Origin of the sequence: Pseudoduganella chitinolytica (assembly GCF_029028125.1) — a bacterium.
Taxonomy (GTDB): Bacteria; Pseudomonadota; Gammaproteobacteria; order Burkholderiales; family Burkholderiaceae_D; genus Rugamonas; species Rugamonas chitinolytica.
On record NZ_CP119083.1, the window covers coordinates 3,292,233 to 3,309,259 of the forward strand.

General features: G+C 66.6%; 17 protein-coding genes. 6 read left to right on the plus strand and 11 right to left on the minus strand.

What is annotated here, in order from left to right:
- Positions 1–192: 192 nt before the first annotated feature.
- The 10 genes from PX653_RS14615 to PX653_RS14660 all read right to left on the minus strand — a co-directional run bounded on the left by PX653_RS14615 (position 193) and on the right by PX653_RS14660 (position 7,166).
- Complete coding sequence (locus PX653_RS14615; RefSeq protein WP_277413504.1) at positions 193–576, minus strand: hypothetical protein; 384 nt, start codon at positions 574–576, stop codon at positions 193–195.
- Between the two features lie 127 nt (positions 577–703).
- Positions 704–877: a hypothetical protein gene (locus PX653_RS14620; protein ID WP_277413505.1), complete on the minus strand. Its 174-nt coding sequence runs from the start codon at positions 875–877 to the stop codon at positions 704–706.
- 45 nt (positions 878–922) lie between these two features.
- Positions 923–1,507 carry a hypothetical protein gene (locus PX653_RS14625; protein WP_277413506.1) on the minus strand — a complete coding sequence of 195 codons (585 nt, stop codon included), beginning with the start codon at positions 1,505–1,507 and terminating at the stop codon, positions 923–925.
- 134 nt (positions 1,508–1,641) lie between these two features.
- A complete protein-coding gene (locus tag PX653_RS14630; protein ID WP_277413507.1) occupies positions 1,642–1,983 on the minus strand; it encodes an energy transducer TonB in 342 nt (113 codons plus the stop codon).
- 32 nt (positions 1,984–2,015) lie between these two features.
- Positions 2,016–2,348 (minus strand): TonB family protein, encoded by a 333-nt coding sequence (locus PX653_RS14635; RefSeq protein ID WP_277413508.1) that lies wholly within the window; start codon positions 2,346–2,348, stop codon positions 2,016–2,018.
- Positions 2,349–2,405: 57 nt separating this feature from the next.
- Positions 2,406–4,130: a methyl-accepting chemotaxis protein gene (locus PX653_RS14640; protein WP_277413509.1), complete on the minus strand. Its 1,725-nt coding sequence runs from the start codon at positions 4,128–4,130 to the stop codon at positions 2,406–2,408.
- Between the two features lie 389 nt (positions 4,131–4,519).
- The gene (gene dusA / locus PX653_RS14645; protein ID WP_277413510.1) at positions 4,520–5,527 is read right to left on the minus strand and encodes a tRNA dihydrouridine(20/20a) synthase DusA; all 1,008 of its coding nucleotides are present in this window, start codon (positions 5,525–5,527) and stop codon (positions 4,520–4,522) included.
- A 103-nt stretch (positions 5,528–5,630) separates the two neighbouring features.
- Positions 5,631–6,203, minus strand: coding sequence for a hypothetical protein (locus PX653_RS14650; protein ID WP_277413511.1), 573 nt, complete (start codon positions 6,201–6,203; stop codon positions 5,631–5,633).
- Between the two features lie 2 nt (positions 6,204–6,205).
- Positions 6,206–6,502 (minus strand): hypothetical protein, encoded by a 297-nt coding sequence (locus PX653_RS14655; protein WP_277413512.1) that lies wholly within the window; start codon positions 6,500–6,502, stop codon positions 6,206–6,208.
- Positions 6,503–6,776: 274 nt separating this feature from the next.
- Positions 6,777–7,166 (minus strand): hypothetical protein, encoded by a 390-nt coding sequence (locus PX653_RS14660; protein WP_277413513.1) that lies wholly within the window; start codon positions 7,164–7,166, stop codon positions 6,777–6,779.
- A gap of 371 nt (positions 7,167–7,537) precedes the next feature.
- Between PX653_RS14660 and PX653_RS14665 the strand changes: the two genes are divergently transcribed.
- From PX653_RS14665 to PX653_RS14690, 6 genes are all read left to right on the plus strand, one after another.
- Entirely contained in the window at positions 7,538–7,963 is a 426-nt protein-coding gene (locus PX653_RS14665; protein ID WP_277413514.1) for a rhamnogalacturonan endolyase family protein, read from the plus strand.
- Positions 7,942–9,387: a rhamnogalacturonan lyase gene (locus tag PX653_RS14670; protein ID WP_277413515.1), complete on the plus strand. Its 1,446-nt coding sequence runs from the start codon at positions 7,942–7,944 to the stop codon at positions 9,385–9,387. Before PX653_RS14665 ends, PX653_RS14670 begins: the two co-directional genes overlap by 22 nt.
- Before the next feature lie 6 nt (positions 9,388–9,393).
- Entirely contained in the window at positions 9,394–10,647 is a 1,254-nt protein-coding gene (locus PX653_RS14675) for a rhamnogalacturonan acetylesterase (RefSeq protein ID WP_277413516.1), read from the plus strand.
- Positions 10,644–11,585 carry a glycoside hydrolase family 43 protein gene (locus PX653_RS14680; protein WP_277413517.1) on the plus strand — a complete coding sequence of 314 codons (942 nt, stop codon included), beginning with the start codon at positions 10,644–10,646 and terminating at the stop codon, positions 11,583–11,585. Before PX653_RS14675 ends, PX653_RS14680 begins: the two co-directional genes overlap by 4 nt.
- 133 nt (positions 11,586–11,718) lie before the next feature.
- Positions 11,719–13,158, plus strand: coding sequence for a glycoside hydrolase family 88/105 protein (locus tag PX653_RS14685; protein WP_277413518.1), 1,440 nt, complete (start codon positions 11,719–11,721; stop codon positions 13,156–13,158).
- Between the two features lie 9 nt (positions 13,159–13,167).
- On the plus strand, positions 13,168–15,054 hold the full coding sequence (locus PX653_RS14690; RefSeq protein ID WP_277413519.1) for a rhamnogalacturonan lyase: 1,887 nt from the start codon (positions 13,168–13,170) through the stop codon (positions 15,052–15,054).
- Between the two features lie 258 nt (positions 15,055–15,312).
- Here PX653_RS14690 and PX653_RS14695 read toward each other — a convergent pair whose 3' ends face one another.
- Positions 15,313–16,965 (minus strand): rhamnogalacturonan acetylesterase, encoded by a 1,653-nt coding sequence (locus PX653_RS14695; RefSeq protein ID WP_277413520.1) that lies wholly within the window; start codon positions 16,963–16,965, stop codon positions 15,313–15,315.
- Positions 16,966–17,027: the final 62 nt, after the last annotated feature.

Genomic DNA, 17,027 nt, shown 5'->3' on the forward strand with positions numbered 1-17,027 from the left:
TGCTTAAGATGACTCCATCGAGAAACCAACCGCGCCGGCCAAGGAGCACATCATGTTACGCCATCTTCCACTTACGCTGAGCTCAATCGTGCTGGGATTCGTCGGTACGTCGACCTACCTGCTGTGCTCTGCCGACATGCTGACCGAGGCGACCTTCTTCCTGCTGCATTGACACGGCCGGGGCCGGGCGGCTCAGCGCCGCCCGCGCCCCCAGCCGCGACCACCCCAGCCATGCCGGTGGTGGTTGCTGAACATGAAGTCCAATCCGATCGAAATAGGCGGCCAGTAATACGCTGGCGGTGCCGCGTACACTGGCGACGGTGCATACACCGGTGCGGGCGTATAGACGGGCTGCGGCACGTAGACAGGCTGTTGCACATACGTCGTGGTCGTGACCGGACGCGACGTGTAGTCGCCGCCGGCTGGCGCCCGCGCGCCCGTACCCAGCGGCACCGGCGTCACCGACACAGTGCGCCACTGATACGGATCGGCTGGCTGCGCGGCATAGTACGGACCCGGTGCGGCGCACCCCGCCAGCAAGACAGCAATCACAGGCACTACAAATAAGGTCTTCATCGCAAATCTCCTCCCGATCGAACATCATAGGGAAAATTGCGTGGGGCTGCCGCGGTTTTACACCTCGTTACAGCGGGGAACAACAGCATACAAAACGATAGGCCGGGCAAGCCCGGCCGTGCGCCCCTCAATGGTGACGCGCCTGCTTCTTGCCGCCGCCCGCACCCTTGTCGGTACCGGCCTTGGTATGGCTGGCCGCTTCCTTGCCGCTCTTGGCTTTCTTGTTGGAAGGGGTCGACTCCTGCTCCGCCTGCGTGGCCGACTGCTTGTTCTGACTGCCCGACGATTTCGACTGCGCCATCTGAACTCTCCCGTTTGCTCTCGGAGACCCACGTCTCCCTGCACGTCAAATATACGGGATATCGCACCGATCGAGCGCACGGCCGCCAGCATCCACGCGCTGCGCGCAGATCTCGTAGCGCAGGCCGTGCTCCATCTCGACCCGGTAGACCTTCCCGTAGGGCAGCACGACGCCCTCTTTCGCGGTTTTGCGGTACGTCAGCGCCGGCACGTCGCCGGGAATCGCCATCGATGTGTGGAAGTTGCGGCGGCGGTCCTGCTGGCGCCGGTGTACATCGACCAGCAGGCCCAGGTCGAGCGTCACGGCGCCGGCAATGTATTCGTAGCGCGTGATGCTGCGCGAGGCGCTGAGCACGCCCCAGCGGCACGGCAGTTGCGCGCCGTCGCACTGCTTGATCTGCGCCAGCGGGAAGATCTCTTCGTGGTTGGCCAGCTGTGCCAGCGGCCAGGCCGTCCGCACGCCGTCGCGCTTGCCGGACAGCGGGTTCGTCCAGGTCATCGCATTGACGACGGTGACCGTCTGCTTGTCGCGCGCGGGATCATGGGCATTGCGCATCATGGCGCAGCCGGACAGCAGCACCAGGGAGGACAGCGCGGACAACGACAGCGGTAAGGAATGCAGGTATTTCATGAGTGGAAACGATGCAAGCGATACCAGCAGATTAACAGATGTCCGCGACGGCAAACAGGGATCGGCTCCAGGCCGGCGCCGCCCATGAAAAAACCGGCCCAAGGGAGCCGGTTTTTTGCGGGGGAGGACGTCGATCAGTCCAGTTTCCAGGCGTAGTCGACCTTGGTCCACGTTTCCGCCGGCGCGCCGTCCTTCGAGCCCGGCTTGAACTTGCAGGCCGACAGGGACTTGATGGCTGCCTTGTCCAGGTTCTTGAAGCCGCTCGACTTCTCGACTTTCGAATCCTTGACGTCGCCCGAGGCGGACACCAGGAACGCCATCGACACGGTACCCTGCTCTTCGTTCATCAGCGAAGCCTTCGGATACTCGGCCTTGCAGTTCTTGGCATCGAACGAAGCCGGTACTTCGGCACCCAATGCAGCACCCGACACCAGCACCGCAGCCACAACACTCAACACACGCATATTCTTGGACATCAGATTCTCCCAGTAAATGATTAATCGATTGATTACAGAGACCACACGTAGTCGACCTTGGTCCAGGTCTGCGCCACGACGCCGTCTTTCGTACCCGGCTTGAACTTGCACGCGGCCAGGGCCTTGAGGGCCGCCTTGTCCAGGTTCTTGTAGCCGCTCGATTTTTCGACCTTCGAATCCAGCACGTCACCGCCGGGCGAGACGAGGAAGGCCATCGAGACGGCGCCTTGCTCTTCGTTCAGCAGGGAAGCTTTCGGGTAGTCCGCCTTGCATTTGCGGGCATCCACGGACGCTGGAACTTCGGCCGCCACGACGGCGCCGGAGACGAGGGTTGCTGCGATAAAACCGATGAAACGCTTGTTCATTTTTATTTCCGACTTGTCTTGATCAGGTTTGGTCGGCCGCGCCGCGGCCGGTCAGGCTCAGAACTCTTCCCACTCGTCCGCACCGGACGAGGCGGTGGCCACGACCTTCCTGGACTTGGCAGGCGCTTCCGGTGCGGCGACGGCCTTGCGCGGCGCCTTGGCCGCGGGCTTCACCAGCGCCGTCTGCTTGCTTGGCACCGCCGCGGTGGCGGCCAGCACGGCGCGCTCCTCGCCCGCTTCGAGCTTGAAGATGCTGACCACGCGCGCCAGTTCGGACGCCTGGTCCTGCAGGCTTTGCGCGGCGGCGGCCGCTTCCTCGACCAGCGCGGCGTTCTGCTGGGTCATGCTGTCCATCTCGATGATCGACTGGTTGACCTGCTCGATGCCGGCGCTCTGTTCCTGGCTGGCGTTGGCGATCTCGCTCATGATGTCGGTGACGCGGCGCACGGAGGCCACCACTTCGTCCATCGTCACGCCGGCCTGGCCGACCAGTTTCGAACCGCGCTCGACCTTCTCCACGGAGTCGCCGATCAGGGCCTTGATTTCCTTCGCGGCGCCGGCGGAACGCTGGGCCAGGTTGCGCACTTCGGACGCCACCACGGCGAAGCCGCGGCCTTGTTCGCCGGCACGGGCGGCCTCGACGGCAGCGTTCAGCGCCAGGATGTTGGTCTGGAACGCGATGCCGTCGATGACGCCGATGATGTCGACGATCTTGTTGGCGGACTCGTTGATCGAGCTCATCGTATCGACCACCTGCGACACCACCGCGCCACCCTTGCGAGCGACGTCCGAGGCGCTGGCGGCCAGCTGGTTTGCTTCACGGGCGTTGTCGGCATTCTGCTTGACGGTCGACGTCAGTTCTTCCATTGCCGAGGCGGTCTTCTCCAGCGAGGAGGCCTGCATTTCGGTACGGGACGACAGGTCGATATTGCCGGCCGCGATTTCACGCGAGGCGGTGCCGATCGTTTCGGTACCCACGCGGACCTGGCCGACGATGCCGACCAGGCTGTCGCGCATTTCCTTCATCTCGACCAGCAGGCTGCCCTTGTCGGTGGACGACGTGTCGATGGCGATGGACAGGTCGCCGTTGGCGATGCTGCCGGCGATCGATGCGGTGTATTCCGGTTCGCCGCCCAGCTGCTTGAGCAGGCCGCGGGTGATGGCCCAGGCCGCCGACAGGGAAATCAGCACGGCCATCACGCCCATGCCGATCATGAACGTGCGGGCGCTGTTGAAGCCGTCCGCCGCGTCGATCTTGACCTGGTTGTTCAGCTTGTCTTCGAAAGCCGTGAGCTGGTCCAGTGCGTCCAGCCATTTCTTCTGCGCCGGCTTGATCTCCTTGATCAGGATCTTGGTGGCGCCCATGGCGTCATTGGCCAGCCACAGCGCGGAAGCGCGCTCGATGGCCGGCATCGCGACGGCTTCATGTTCCTTGATCTGCGCCAGCAGCTTCTTCTCTTCCGGCAGCGCTTCGATGGCGAACTGGGCTTCCAGTTTCTTCAGCGTGGCGTCGTACTTGGCGGTCTGCTCTTTCAGGCGGACGAATTCCGGTTCCATGTCGGCCGGATCGGACATCAACGTCAGCACGCGCAGGTAGCCGATACGATCCTGCACGTTGTGACGCATGTCGACGACCAGGCGGGTCACGACGTTGTTGACGCTGACCACGTGATCGAGGCGGTCCTGGATCTGTGCCATGCGGAAGATGCCGACCACGGTGACGACGATCAGGAACAGCAGCACCAGTGCGAACCCGAGACCGAGGCGGGTCCCTACTTTCATTTTGCTTAAATTCATTTCGGCTCTTCGTATAAAAGACAGTTGTTATCGGCTGACCAAGAGTACTTGGCGTTGATGTAACACACTACTAATTGCCATCACGCAAGTAAGGACAGTAACAAACATTGACTGCGAATGCAAAACAAGGGGAGCGAATTGTCGAAAAGCTGTCGTTTTTCGTCCCTTTTCACCATATTACCAACAGTGAAAGATGTGTCTATGAGGAAATTATAGTTGGCTACATTGCCGAGCAGCAAGGAAATATTGCCTAGGAGCTAAGCAATTTTGATTTCTTTGTGGAAAATGAGACACTCCGCGCAAAGGGGCGGACGGGGGGACATGCCGGGGATAAGCGCCGGACCCGAGCGGCCCGGATCCGCGCGCTCCCGGTTTTAACGCGGGCGGGGAATTGCCGCGAGCAGCAGGGCTGGATCGCCGGCGGAGAGTTTTTTGGAATCGGACAACGTCTGGCGGAAGTTCTTCGCGCCGGGCAGACCCTGCATCAGCCCGAGCATATGGCGCGTGATCGTGTTCAGCTTCAGGCCACGCCCGCCCTCCTGCGCCAGCTGGGCCGCAATATACGGCATCATCGCGTGCAACACTTCCTCGCGCGACTTCACCGGCGTCTCGTCGCCGTAGTAGCGCGCATCGAACGTCGCCATCAGGTAGGGGTTGTGGTATGCCTCACGGCCCAGCATCACGCCATCGACGTGGCGCAGGTGCTCGTCGATCTCTGCTTCGGTCTTGATGCCCCCATTGATCAGGATTTCAAATGCCGGGAAGTCGCGCTTCAGGCGGTAGGCGTACTCGTACTTCAGCGGCGGGATCTCGCGATTTTCCTTGGGCGACAAGCCCTTCAGGATGGCATTGCGGGCATGGACGATGAACGTGCTGCAACCGGCGTCGGCGACCTGGCCCACGAAATCGCGCACGAAGTCGTAGCTTTCGGTGTCGTTGATGCCGATGCGGTGCTTGACGGTGACGTCGATGCTGACGGCATCGCGCATCGCCTTGACGCAGTCGCGCACCAGTTCCGGCTCGGCCATCAGGCAGGCGCCGAACGCGCCCTTCTGGACCCGCTCGGACGGGCAACCGCAATTGAGGTTGATTTCGTCGTAGCCCCACTTTTCGCCCAGCTTCGCGCTGACGGCCAGGTCCTGCGGGTCGCTGCCGCCCAACTGCAGCGCCACCGGATGCTCCTCGTCATTGAAGCGCAGGTGGCGCTCGACATCGCCATACACCAGCGCGCCCGTCGTCACCATCTCCGTGTAGAGCCACGTGTGCTTGGTGATCTGGCGGTGGAACACACGGCAGTGGCGGTCGGTCCAGTCCATCATGGGGGCGACGCTGATGCGGCGGCCGCGCGGCGCGGTGGCAGGGGTATCGGGGATGACGGTCATGATGGAACGGCTGGAATACGGGGCCGCACATTATACAGGCAGATGCGCCGGCTTCCCGCGACGGCCACACTGGTACCGCAGCGGGCTGGCCGCGCTGCCGGCGCTACTGCTGGCGGGCTGGATTGCCGGGGGCCACCGGCACCGGCACCTGCCGCCCGGACGGCGGAGCGGGCGCAGCATGTTCGGTGCCGAACAGCGCGTCGACATTGTACTTCCAGAGGCCGGTCGCCGAATCGATGGCGCTGACGCCTGCGACCACGCCTGCGATCAGCAGGATCGTCACGAAGTTGACGGCCAGATTGCCCAGCGAATCGGCCACCCAGCCGCGCCAGGTGCGTTTCTCGTCCTGCTTGGCACGGATTGCCTTCAACGTTTCCGCCGTGGCCGTGGCGGCAAACTGCGACTCCAGTTCGACGGCACGCTGCTCGAGGGTCTCGGTCAGGAAGGCGTTGATCAACGCCTCGGCCCGCTGAAAATACATATCGGTGCTGGCCGGGGTGCTCGTCATCTTGAAAAACGATTCATAGTCGGCCTGGGTCGGCGGCTGCCCGGTGTCGTGTTCGATTTTGGTCATCACCTCGTCCTGGTGACGCTTGTAGGCCGTATAGGCGAGCGCTCCCAGCACATCGTCCGGGTCCTCCACCAGCACCCGGTACATGGATTCCCGGGCAGGCATTGCTACTCTCTGCTGATTTTCTTCGAGGCCGAGCGCAATGTCTCGCGCATGTCGGCCCGGCTCAGCGCCAGGACGCGGGGATTCTCAGCAAATGCGCGGTTGATGCTCTGGCGCACATCCTCGGCGGACCGGTCGCCCGAGAAATAGGTGCGGATGGTGTCGAGGCCGGGCAGCGTGGAGCCCGGCTTGGCCGGCTCATGCTCCGCTGCCTTGCGCAGCGTTTCCTGGGCACGCAGGCGCTGCACGGTACGCTGCTTGATTTCCGCCAGATCGCTCAAGGTAAAGTTATCGAACTTCATTACTGCCTCCAGGGAAACGACCGTACAAAAATCATTCTACAACGTGAATCAACCCCCGGACTGCTCGTCCACCAACATAAGGCGAAAAACAACGAGTCCCGTCGGCGGGCAGTGTCAGCAGGCGCGGCTGCTCATTGTACAGGCACCATACCGGCACATGCCGCACTGCGGCGATGAGGTAGACAATGGACGGAACGGGACTGGCGGCACTCGAGTACTCGCGTCAGCGGCGAAAAGGACCCGGCCGTAGCGGAGTCACGCGGCAGCGCCCCAATCAGGCCTCGACCAGCTCCGGCGCCGGCCTGCGCTTGGCCGATCCCAGCACCCGTGCCGTGATCCAGACCGGGACGCCGGCATCGCGCAGGTACTGAGCGGCGGCATCCGTCCCCAGTATCGCCTGGAAGACCAATGCCACGTCGATGCGCTGGGAGGTCAGCTCGTCGGAACGGCCCTCGGCAGGGACGCGCTTCCGATTGGGTTGCCGATTGCCGGCACCGTGCGCGGCGTAACGACGGTCCTTGCGCCGCACCGCCCCGTTCTTTCCCTTCAGGATCCGTTCGATGACGGGGGCGGGGACTTTTTCGCGGATCAGTATCCAGTACGCCCGGTCGGAACCGAACATGGCGTTGACGCGGATCGCCGCTTCGACATAGGCCGCACGCACGCAATTACTGCGACGGCAGGCCCTGAACTGGTCATCGGTAGCCACTTGACACCCTTTCGCTATCGCTCCAACTTGCAAGCCACTTCGCAATGTCACCGCACCTACAGTCCTGCTTCTACAGTCTCGTTCGGACCGGACAGCCGTCGCCCGACCCGCCGATTGTCGCACAAGGGCGCGCCTTGATAGCCTGCGCACGGTTAGCCGATGCGAGAAAGACGCAGGCGCGCTACAGCCCCCGGCCTCGCTGTCGGCAACACCCGTTGCACATGTCGCCGCGCCGCTCATCAACGTGATTACATGCGGCCGCTCCGTTGACACTGCGAGGCGCCCTGCCGATACTCGTTTTCCTCCCTCCACGACCTGGTGAACCCATGACTCGAGCCATCACGCCTGCCCTGCGCCTGACGCCTATCGCCCTCCTTGCCCTGACGCTGCAGCAGAGCGCCGCGGCCGATACCGGCAAGCAGGTGGAAAAACTCGATCGCGGCGTCGTCGCCGTCGCCACCGGCAGCGGCGTGTTTGTCGGCTGGCGCGTGCTGGGCACGGATGCCGCCGACACGCGCTTCAATATGTACCGCGACGGCGTGCTCCTCAACGCGGCGCCGCTCGAGGCCAGCAACTTCGTCGATCCAACCGGTACCGCGGCGGCACAGTACGTGGTACGCACGGTGGTCAAGGGCAGCGAGAAGGACAAGGACAACGCGGGCACCGTATGGCCGCAAGCCGTGCTGCGCATCCCTGTGGAGGCCCCGGCCGGGGCATCACGCCCGATGGCGTGGCCTATAGCTACGAGCTGAACGACGGCTCGGCCGCCGACCTCGATGGCGACGGCAAGTACGAGCTGGTCGTGAAGTGGCAGCCCACCAACGCCAAGGACAATTCGCAGTCCGGCTACACGGGTCATACCTACGTCGACGCCTACGCATTGAGCGGCAAGCGCCTGTGGCGCATCGACCTGGGCCGCAATATCCGCGCGGGCGCGCACTACACGACGTTCCTGGCCTACGACTTGGACGGCAACGGCCGCGCGGAAGTGATGATGAAGACGGCCGACGGCACCGTTGACGGGCGCGGCACCGTCATCGGCGACGCGGCGGCCGATTACCGCAACAGCGCCGGCTACGTGCTGGCCGGACCGGAGTTCCTGACGGTGTTCGACGGCCGCACCGGCAAGGCGCTGGCGACCACGAACTACCTGCCGGCGCGCGGCGACGTGGCCGCCTGGGGCGACAAGTACGGCAACCGCGTCGACCGCTTCCTGGGCGGCGTGGCCTACCTGGACGGCTCGCGTCCCAGCGCCGTGTTCGCACGCGGCTATTACACGCGGGCCGTCGTCGCGGCATGGGACTGGCGCGACGGCGTCTTGAGCAGCCGCTGGGTGTTCGACACGGATGTCGAAGGCGCCGCCGCACGGGGCCAGGGCGCGCACTGGTTCTCGGTGGCGGACGTGGACGGCGACAGCCGCGACGACATCGTCTACGGCGCCGCGACCATCGGCAGCGACGGTCACCTGCTGTACAGCACCAACCTGTGCCACGGCGACGCGCTCCATGTCGGCAAGCTCGATCCGGCACGCGACGGCCAGCAGGTCTTCATGGTGCACGAGAGCCCGGCCTGCTACGGCACTGCCGGCGCCGGGATGCACGACGCCGCCACCGGCAAGCTGCTGTGGAGCGTGCCGGGCAACGGCCGCGACGTAGGGCGCGGCGTCTGCATGGACATCGATCCCGCCTGGCCCGGCGCGGAATGCTGGGCCTCCGCCGGCGGCCTGATGAGCGCGGGCGGCCAGCAGATCTCCGCCACCCGGCCGAACCGCATGAATTTCGCGTCCTGGTGGGACGGCGACCTGCTGCGCGAATCGCTGGACGGCACCGGCATCGACAAGTGGGACCCCGCCACCAGCTCGTTCAACCGCGTCCTGGAAGGCGCCACGTATGGCGCGGCGTCGAACAACGGCACCAAGGCCACGCCGGTGCTGTCGGCCGACCTGCTGGGCGACTGGCGCGAGGAAGCCGTGCTGCGCACGGCCGACAACGCAGCCCTGCTGGTGTTCGCGACGACCGCCCCGACGCCCTACCGCATTCCCACGCTGATGCACGATCCCCAGTACCGCGTGCAGGTGGCGGGCCAGAACGCCGGCTACAACCAGCCGCCGCACCCCAGCTTCCACCTGGGCGAAGGCATGAAGCCGGTCGTGCCGGCACCCATCCGTCCGCGCTGAAAAACGGTGACAGTCACCCTTTTTTCCCTCGCGGCCCTGCTCGCGCTGGCCGGCCACGCCGCGGCCGCGCCGCGCGACGCGTGGCGCTTCGACTTCAGCGCCGTGGCGGCCGCCGGCGCCATTGCCGTGCGATCGGATATGCCCTACAGCGCTGCTCGCGGTTTCGGTTTCGAGCCATCCCCCGCACCGGGCGCGAAACCTTTTTTATTCTCCGCCGATGTCCCCGAAGGCAACCATGCCGTGACGATTACCTTTGGCGGGACGCGCGAGCCAGCCAGCGCGACCGTCAAGGCGGAGCTGCGCCGGCTGATGCTCGAGCGCGTGCCGGTCGCCGCCGGCGCCACCGTCACGCGCACCTTCATCGTCAACACCCGCACGCCGCGTATCGCCGGCGGCGGTGCCGTCGACCTGAAGGCGCCGCGCGAGACGGTGCAGGAGGCGTGGAACTGGGATGGCCGACTGACGCTGGAGCTGCACGGTCCCGTGCGCACGATCGAGATCCGGCCCGCGCGCGTTCCCACGTTGTTCCTGCTGGGCGACTCCACCGTGTGCGACCAGCCGCAGGAGCCGTATGCCAGCTGGGGCCAGATGCTGCCGCGCTTCTTCCGGCCCACGATCGCGGTGGCCAATCATGGCGAGTCGGGCGAGACCTACCGCGACTCGCTGGCGCGGCGCCGGCTCGACAAGATCGCCAGCCTGCTGCGTCCCGGCGACACCGTGCTGCTGCAGTTCGGCCACAACGACCAGAAGCAGCTCAAGCAAGGCAACGGCAGTCCCGCCACCTACAAGGCGGAGCTGCGCGCCCACGTCGAGGCGATCCGCGCGCGCGGCGGCGAGGCCGTGGTGCTGTCGCCGATGGAGCGGCGCGCGTTCGACGCGGACGGCAAGGTGATCGGTTCGCTATCGGACTACGCCGCGGCGGCCCGGGAGGCCGCACACGAGTTGCACGTCCCCTTCATCGACCTGAACGCGGCCAGCAAGCCGATGTACGAGGCGCTCGGCGTGGAAGGGTCGAAAGCCGCCTTCGCCCAGCCCGCACCGGGCAAGGTCGACAACACGCACCACAACAACTACGGCGCCTACCAGTTGGCGAAGGCCGTGGTGGCGGGCCTGCGCGCCGCCGGTGTCTCCGCCGCCGCACACGTGGTCGATGGTTTTGCGTTCGACCCGGCCCGGCCCGATTCGGTGGCCGCCTTCGCCGTGCCGGCCAGCCCGAACCACACGAATGAACGCCCGCTGGGCGACGAGGCCCATCCATGATGCGCCACCGCGCCGCCCTGCTGGCGCTGGCGCTGTGCGGCCCCTGCACGGCCGCCAATGCCTGGCTGTTTGCCTACTTCACCGGCAACGGCGCCGATGGCCTGCACCTGGCCGCCAGCACGGATGCCTACCGCTGGGAGAAGCTGGGCGACGGCCGCAGCTTCCTTGCGCCGCAAGTCGGCCAGGCCCGCCTGATGCGCGACCCGTGCATCGCGCGCGGACCGGACGGCACCTACCACATGGTCTGGACCACCGGCTGGAACGAGAACCATATCGGCTACGCCAGTTCGACGGACCTGGTGCACTGGTCGGCGCAACGGGCGCTGCCCGTGATGGCGCACGAGCCGTCGGTCCGCAATGCCTGGGCGCCGGAAATCGTCCACGACGAGCAGCGCGGTGAGTTCCTGATCTTGTGGGCGTCCACGGTACCGGGCAAATTCACGCAGACCGCCGACGCTTCGGAGGACGGCTACAACCACCGCATCTACTACACGAGCACAAAGGATTTCGCCACGTTCGCGCCCACCCGGCTGTTGTACGACCCCGGCTTCTCCGTCATCGACGCGACCTTCCTGCGCGCGCACGGCAAGTCATACCTGCTGGTAAAGGACGAAACCCGCGACCCGCCACGCAAGCACCTGCGGGTGGCCCCCGCACCGCACCTGCGCGGGCCGTTCGAGCCCCTGGGCGCACCCATCACGCCGGCCGGACTATGGGTGGAAGGACCCACGGCCATCCAGGCCGGCGACGACGTCATCGTCTACTACGACGCCTACATCGGCAAGCGCTACGGCGCGCTGCGCTCGCGCGACCTGCGCACGTGGGAGGACGTCACGGCGCGGATGCACTTCCCCGACGAAGGCACGCCGCTGCGCATGCGGCACGGCACGGTATTCGCCGTGCCTGCCGAACTGCTCACGCAGCTGCGCAAGCGGTAGCGGGCGGCAGCGCTCCGATCAACAATGCGAGCGATACGCGAAGCGGCCGCGCAGCGCATTGCAGAGCGCAAGCGGATGGGCTACTGTGGCCGTGGCCAGCATGCGGCCGTAACCATGGAGACGCGTAGTGGAGATGAGTCAATCACCGAACACCCGGAACACGAACCTGGCAGCCATCGCCGGCACGTTGCTGGCAACGCTGCTGTCCTGCCTGGCCCCGCAGGCACTGGCGCAGGAAGCCCCGCCGCCGCAGGAAAAGGGGCCGGCGCCCAAGGACGCGATGCTGCATGCGCTGGCCGTCCAATACCCCAACCCGTACCGGGCGATGGAAGCCGCCGAAGTGAAGGCGGTGCTGGACCGCGTGCTGGGCTACCTGGAAGCGAGCACCCCGGCCGAAGTGATCGACAAGCGCACCGGCGCGTCGCTCGCGCGGCTGGACAAGGCCGATCCGGACGCCGTCCTGAAACCGGGCGACTTCCGCCTGACCAGCTACGAGTGGGGCGTCACCTACGCCGGCATGCTGGCCGCCGGGGCCGCCACCGGCGACACCCGCTACACCGACTACACCGTACGCCGGCACCGGCTGCTGTCCGACCTGACGCGCGTGTACTACCCGGCGGTCAAGGCCGATCCCGTCAACGCGCAGGCACCGATCAAGAGCTTCCTGAACCCGCACGCGCTGGACGACGCGGGCGCCCTGTGCATGAGTTTCCTGAAAGCGAAGCAGGCCGGCACGAAGGTCGACTACGGCCAGATGGTGGACATCTGCGGCACCTTCGTCACGCAGAAGGAATACCGCCTGAAGGACGGCACCCTGGCCCGCGGCGGCCCGGACGGCAAGGGCGGCGTCAAGATGCGGCCCCTGCCCGACACGCTGTGGCTGGACGACATGTTCATGGGCGTGCCCACCATCGCGTTGCTGGGCAAGGACACGGGCAACGCCAAATACCACGATGACGCCGTGCGGCAGGTGCTGCAGTTCTCGCAGCGCATGTTCAATCCGAAGCTGGGCATCTACATGCACGGCTACGTGGAAGGGATGCAGGACCATCCCGAACTGCACTGGGCGCGCGCCAATGGCTGGGCCATCATGGCGATGGTCGAGGTGCTGGAGGTGCTGCCGACAACGCACAAGGGCTACCCGGCCGTCGTGCGGCAGCTGCGCGCCCATGCGCGCGGGCTGGCCAGCTTCCAGGACAAGGACGGCCTGTGGCACCAGCTGATCGACCGCCCCGACTCGTACCTGGAGACGTCCGCCAGCGCGATCTACACGTATGCCATCGCCCGCGCCGTCAACCGCGGTTACCTGGACAAGGAGATGTACGGCCCGATGGCCAACCTGGCCTGGAACGCGGTGGCCACCAAGGTCAATGCGAAGGGCGAGGTCGAAGGCACGTGCGTGGGCACGGGCATGGCGTTCGACCCGGCGTTCTACTACTACCGCCCCGTCAGCGTGCGCGCCGCGCACGGCTACGGTCCCGTGCTGCTGGCCGGTGCCGAGATCATCGAGATGAACCGCAAGTACAAGTTCGGCGTCAACGACAGCGGCTTCATGTACCAGGGCCAGCGCTAGGAGAAAGCGATGCACCGTTCCTTCACCCGTCATGCCCTCGCCGCGGCCGCCCTGCTGCTCGCTGGCACGGCCGCGCAAGGCGCCATGCAACTGGAGCGGCTCGATCGCGGCGCCGTCGCCGTGCGCGGCCCCGCCGGAGTGCTGGTCAGCTGGCGCGCGCTGGCCACCGACCCGGCCGGCCTCGCGTTCGACGTCTACCGCGACGGCCGCAAGCTCAATGCCGAACCGATCGCGCAGGCGACCAATTACCTCGACAGCGCCAAGGGGACGGGCACGTACGAAGTGCGCGAGCACCGCCCGGGCGGCCCGGCCAGCCGTGCGCTGGCGTTCGACGGCTTCCTGACCGTCCCGCTGCAGCGCCCGCCCGGCGGGACCACGGCGGATGGCAAGCCGTACACGTACACGGCCAACGACGCGTCGGTGGGCGACCTCGATGGCGACGGCACCTACGAGATCGTGCTGAAGTGGGAACCGACCGCCGCGCAGGACAACTGCTGCGCGGGCCACACCGGCGCCGTGCTGCTGGATGCCTACAAGCTCGATGGCACGCGGCTGTGGCGCATCGACCTGGGCCGCAACATCCGCGCCGGTGCCCATTACACGCAATTCCAGGTGGCCGACTACGACGGCGACGGCAAGGCGGAACTGATCGTCAAGACGGCCGACGGCACGCGCGACGGCGGCGGCACCGCGATCGGCGACGCCAGCGCCAACTGGGTCACGGACGGCGGCGAGATCGAACAGGGCGACCGCACGGGCGCGCGCCGCACGCCCGAGGGCAAGCTGATGGCCGGCCTGGCAGGGCGCATCCTGCGCGGCCCGGAGTACCTGAGCGTCTTCGATGGCGCCAGCGGCCGCGTGCTGGACACGATCCGCTATCCGTCACCGCGCGGCGCCAGCGGCGACAACCCGACGCAGGATGAGCTGAAGGCACGCTGGGGCGACGGCTACGCCAATCGCTCCGACCGTTTCCTGGCCGGCACCGCGTGGCTGGACGGCCGCCTGCCCAGCGCCATCTTCGCACGCGGCTACTATGCCCGCACGACCGTCGCCGCCATCGACTACCGCAACGGCAAGCTGGCGCGGCGCTGGTACTTCGACTCCGAGGCGCCGGGCGTCCCGCCAGGGTATTCGGGCCAGGGCAATCACCAGCTCAGCGTGGCGGACGTGGATGGCGACGGCCGCCATGAAATCCTGTACGGCGCGATGGCGCTGGACGACGACGGCAAGCCGTTGTGGACGACCGGCATGGGCCACGGCGACACGCTGCACGTGGGGGACTTCGATCCGCGCCGGCCCGGGCTGGAGAAGTTCGGCGTCCACGAGAACATGACCATGTCGGCCAATACCGGCGCGGCCATGGTCGATGCCCGTTCGGGCGAGGTGTTGTGGCGCACCGCGGCGGACAAGGACACGGGTCGCGGCGTAGCGGGCGACATCGATCCCCGCCATCCGGGCGCGGAAGCGTGGGCGTCGAACTCGCCCAACCTGTACGACGCGCGCGGCAACGTCATTGCCGCCACCCGACCGCGCCAGGTGAACTTCATGGCCTGGTGGGATGGCGACCTGCTGCGCGAACTGGTGGACGGCACGGCCATCTACAAGTGGGACTGGCAGAAAGGCGAGTCGGCGCTGCTGCTCGATGCCGCCGGTACCGCGTCCAACAACGGCACCAAGGCGACGCCGGCACTGCAGGCCGACCTGTTCGGCGACTGGCGCGAGGAGATCGTGTGGCGCACGGCCGACAGCAGCGCGCTGCGCATCTACTCGACGGCGATCCCGACCCGGCACCGCTTCATCACGCTGATGCACGACCCGCAGTACCGGGCGGCTGTCGCCTGGCAGAACACGGCATATAACCAGCCGCCTTGGCCGTCGTTTCCTATCGGGGAATGATGGCTGGGGTCTGTCCCTGCAAGGGACAGACCCCGAAGTTTGCCGGCGTTTCGATGGATCGAGCAAAACTTCAGGGTCAGTCCCTATACAGGGACAGACCCAGGCGAATCGATCACTGGACAAATTGGGGACAGCCTCCAATTTTCACCAAAGTTGCCGAGCACTCCCGGCGCGCCGCAACAGCTTTCCAAACCCAAGAACGAAGGGCTGGGGTCAGACCCGCCGGGTCTGACCCCGGTCTCCGGTTCTGGGTTGGGACTACTTACCTTGGCGCAGCCAGCGCTCGAACGGTCGCCCCGGCAACCCCTGCAACGCGGCCACCACGCAGCGGGCATTGAACGCGGCGCCGGCGTCGTTGGTATGCGTGCGGGCATCGGCAAAGAAACCGTCCACCGCCGCGGCGCCGATGCTGCGGTAGCCCGCCGTCACCACCAGCGTCAGGTCGGCAAACAGCGCCCCGCCCTGCTGCGCCACTTCCTTGCCCCATGCGGCGAACCCGGCGAAGTCGCGCTCCTGCTGCCAGCGGTCGCGGTGCGGCACGGGCGACAGCAGCACGACCGTCGCACCGCGCGCGCGCGCATCGGCCACGTAGCGCGCCATGTACCAGCCGAACGTGTGTACCTCCTCGGCGCTGCCGTCGCTCTTGCGGTCCGTGACCGTCTCCGGTCCCGTGCCGGGACCGGACGCGCGCCCTTTCATCGCCGGGTCGCCGATGCGGCCGCCGTCGTTGTGACCGAACTGGATCAGCACCGCATCCCCGGGCCGCAGCTGCTCCAGCACCTTCGCCCAGCGGCCCTCGGTCAGGAACGTGCGGCTGCTGCGCCCGCCGATGGCATGGTTGACGACGTTGACCTTGCCCGCGTCGAAGTAAGGTGCGATGCGTTCGCCCCAGCCCACCATGCCGTCCTTGCCGCCGCTCTTCACCGTGGAATCGCCGACCAGGAAGATCGTCGGCAGGCCGTTGGCGGGCCGCTGCGCCGCGGCACTGCCCTCCACCACCGGGCGGGCATCCTCCAGCGGCGCGATGGCCCGGCCCCTGTCGTTCAGCGCGCCTACCAGCACGGGCACGCCCAGCGCGCCGATGCCGGCCACTACCACCTCGGCATTCAGGCGGGCGCCGGCCAGGTTCGTGTGCACCGTCTCCTCAGGCGTCACCTGCGGGAACAGCTGCATGACGGCGTCGCGCCCCAGCGCATCGTAGCGCGTGGCCGCCGCTTCGTTCAGGTCGATGAAGCCTGCCTTCTCCTGCCGCGCCACCTGGGCGGCCCAGCCGCCGTAGTCGGCCCTGGCGCGGCCTACCTTGCCGTCCGCATCCCAGCGCTTGAACGGCACCGGCGAGCAGACGATCGCGCTGGCGCCGCGCGCGCGGATCTCGGCGATGAAGCGGCGCAGGTACCAGCCATAGGTGTAGACCGTCTCACGTTGGCCGGTCAGCAGGTTATCGATGGTTTCGCTCTCATCGCCCACGCCACGCAAGGTACCGCGCGCACGGCGCTCGTCGTTGACGGGACTCGCATCGTTGTGGCCGAACTGCAGGATGACGACGTCGCCCGGCTTGACCAGCGCCAGCGTGCGCTGCCAGTGCCCGCTGGTCAGGTAGGTGCGGCTGGACAGTCCCCCCACGGCGCGGTTGACGACATTGATGCGCCGGGTATCGAAATACTCCTCGATGGGCCGGCCCCAGCCCCATTGTCCCGCCGGGCCCTGGCCCTGGCCGTCGTCCTTGCCGTTGCGGACGGTGGAGTCGCCCACCAGGATCAGCGAAGGCAGTGCCGGGTTGGCCGGGTCGGGCAAGGTGACGACGGCCCTGGCGGGATCGGTGTTGACGGCGGCGGGCAGCGTCTGGCCGGACGCTATGCACAGGAACAACCAGAATATGGCGCCGGCCAGCGCCTGCAGGAGTCGGTTCATGCCGTCCATTCTAAGGCCGCAAGGCCCCGGCAAAGAATCAGGAAGATGAGTGAACGAAGGCC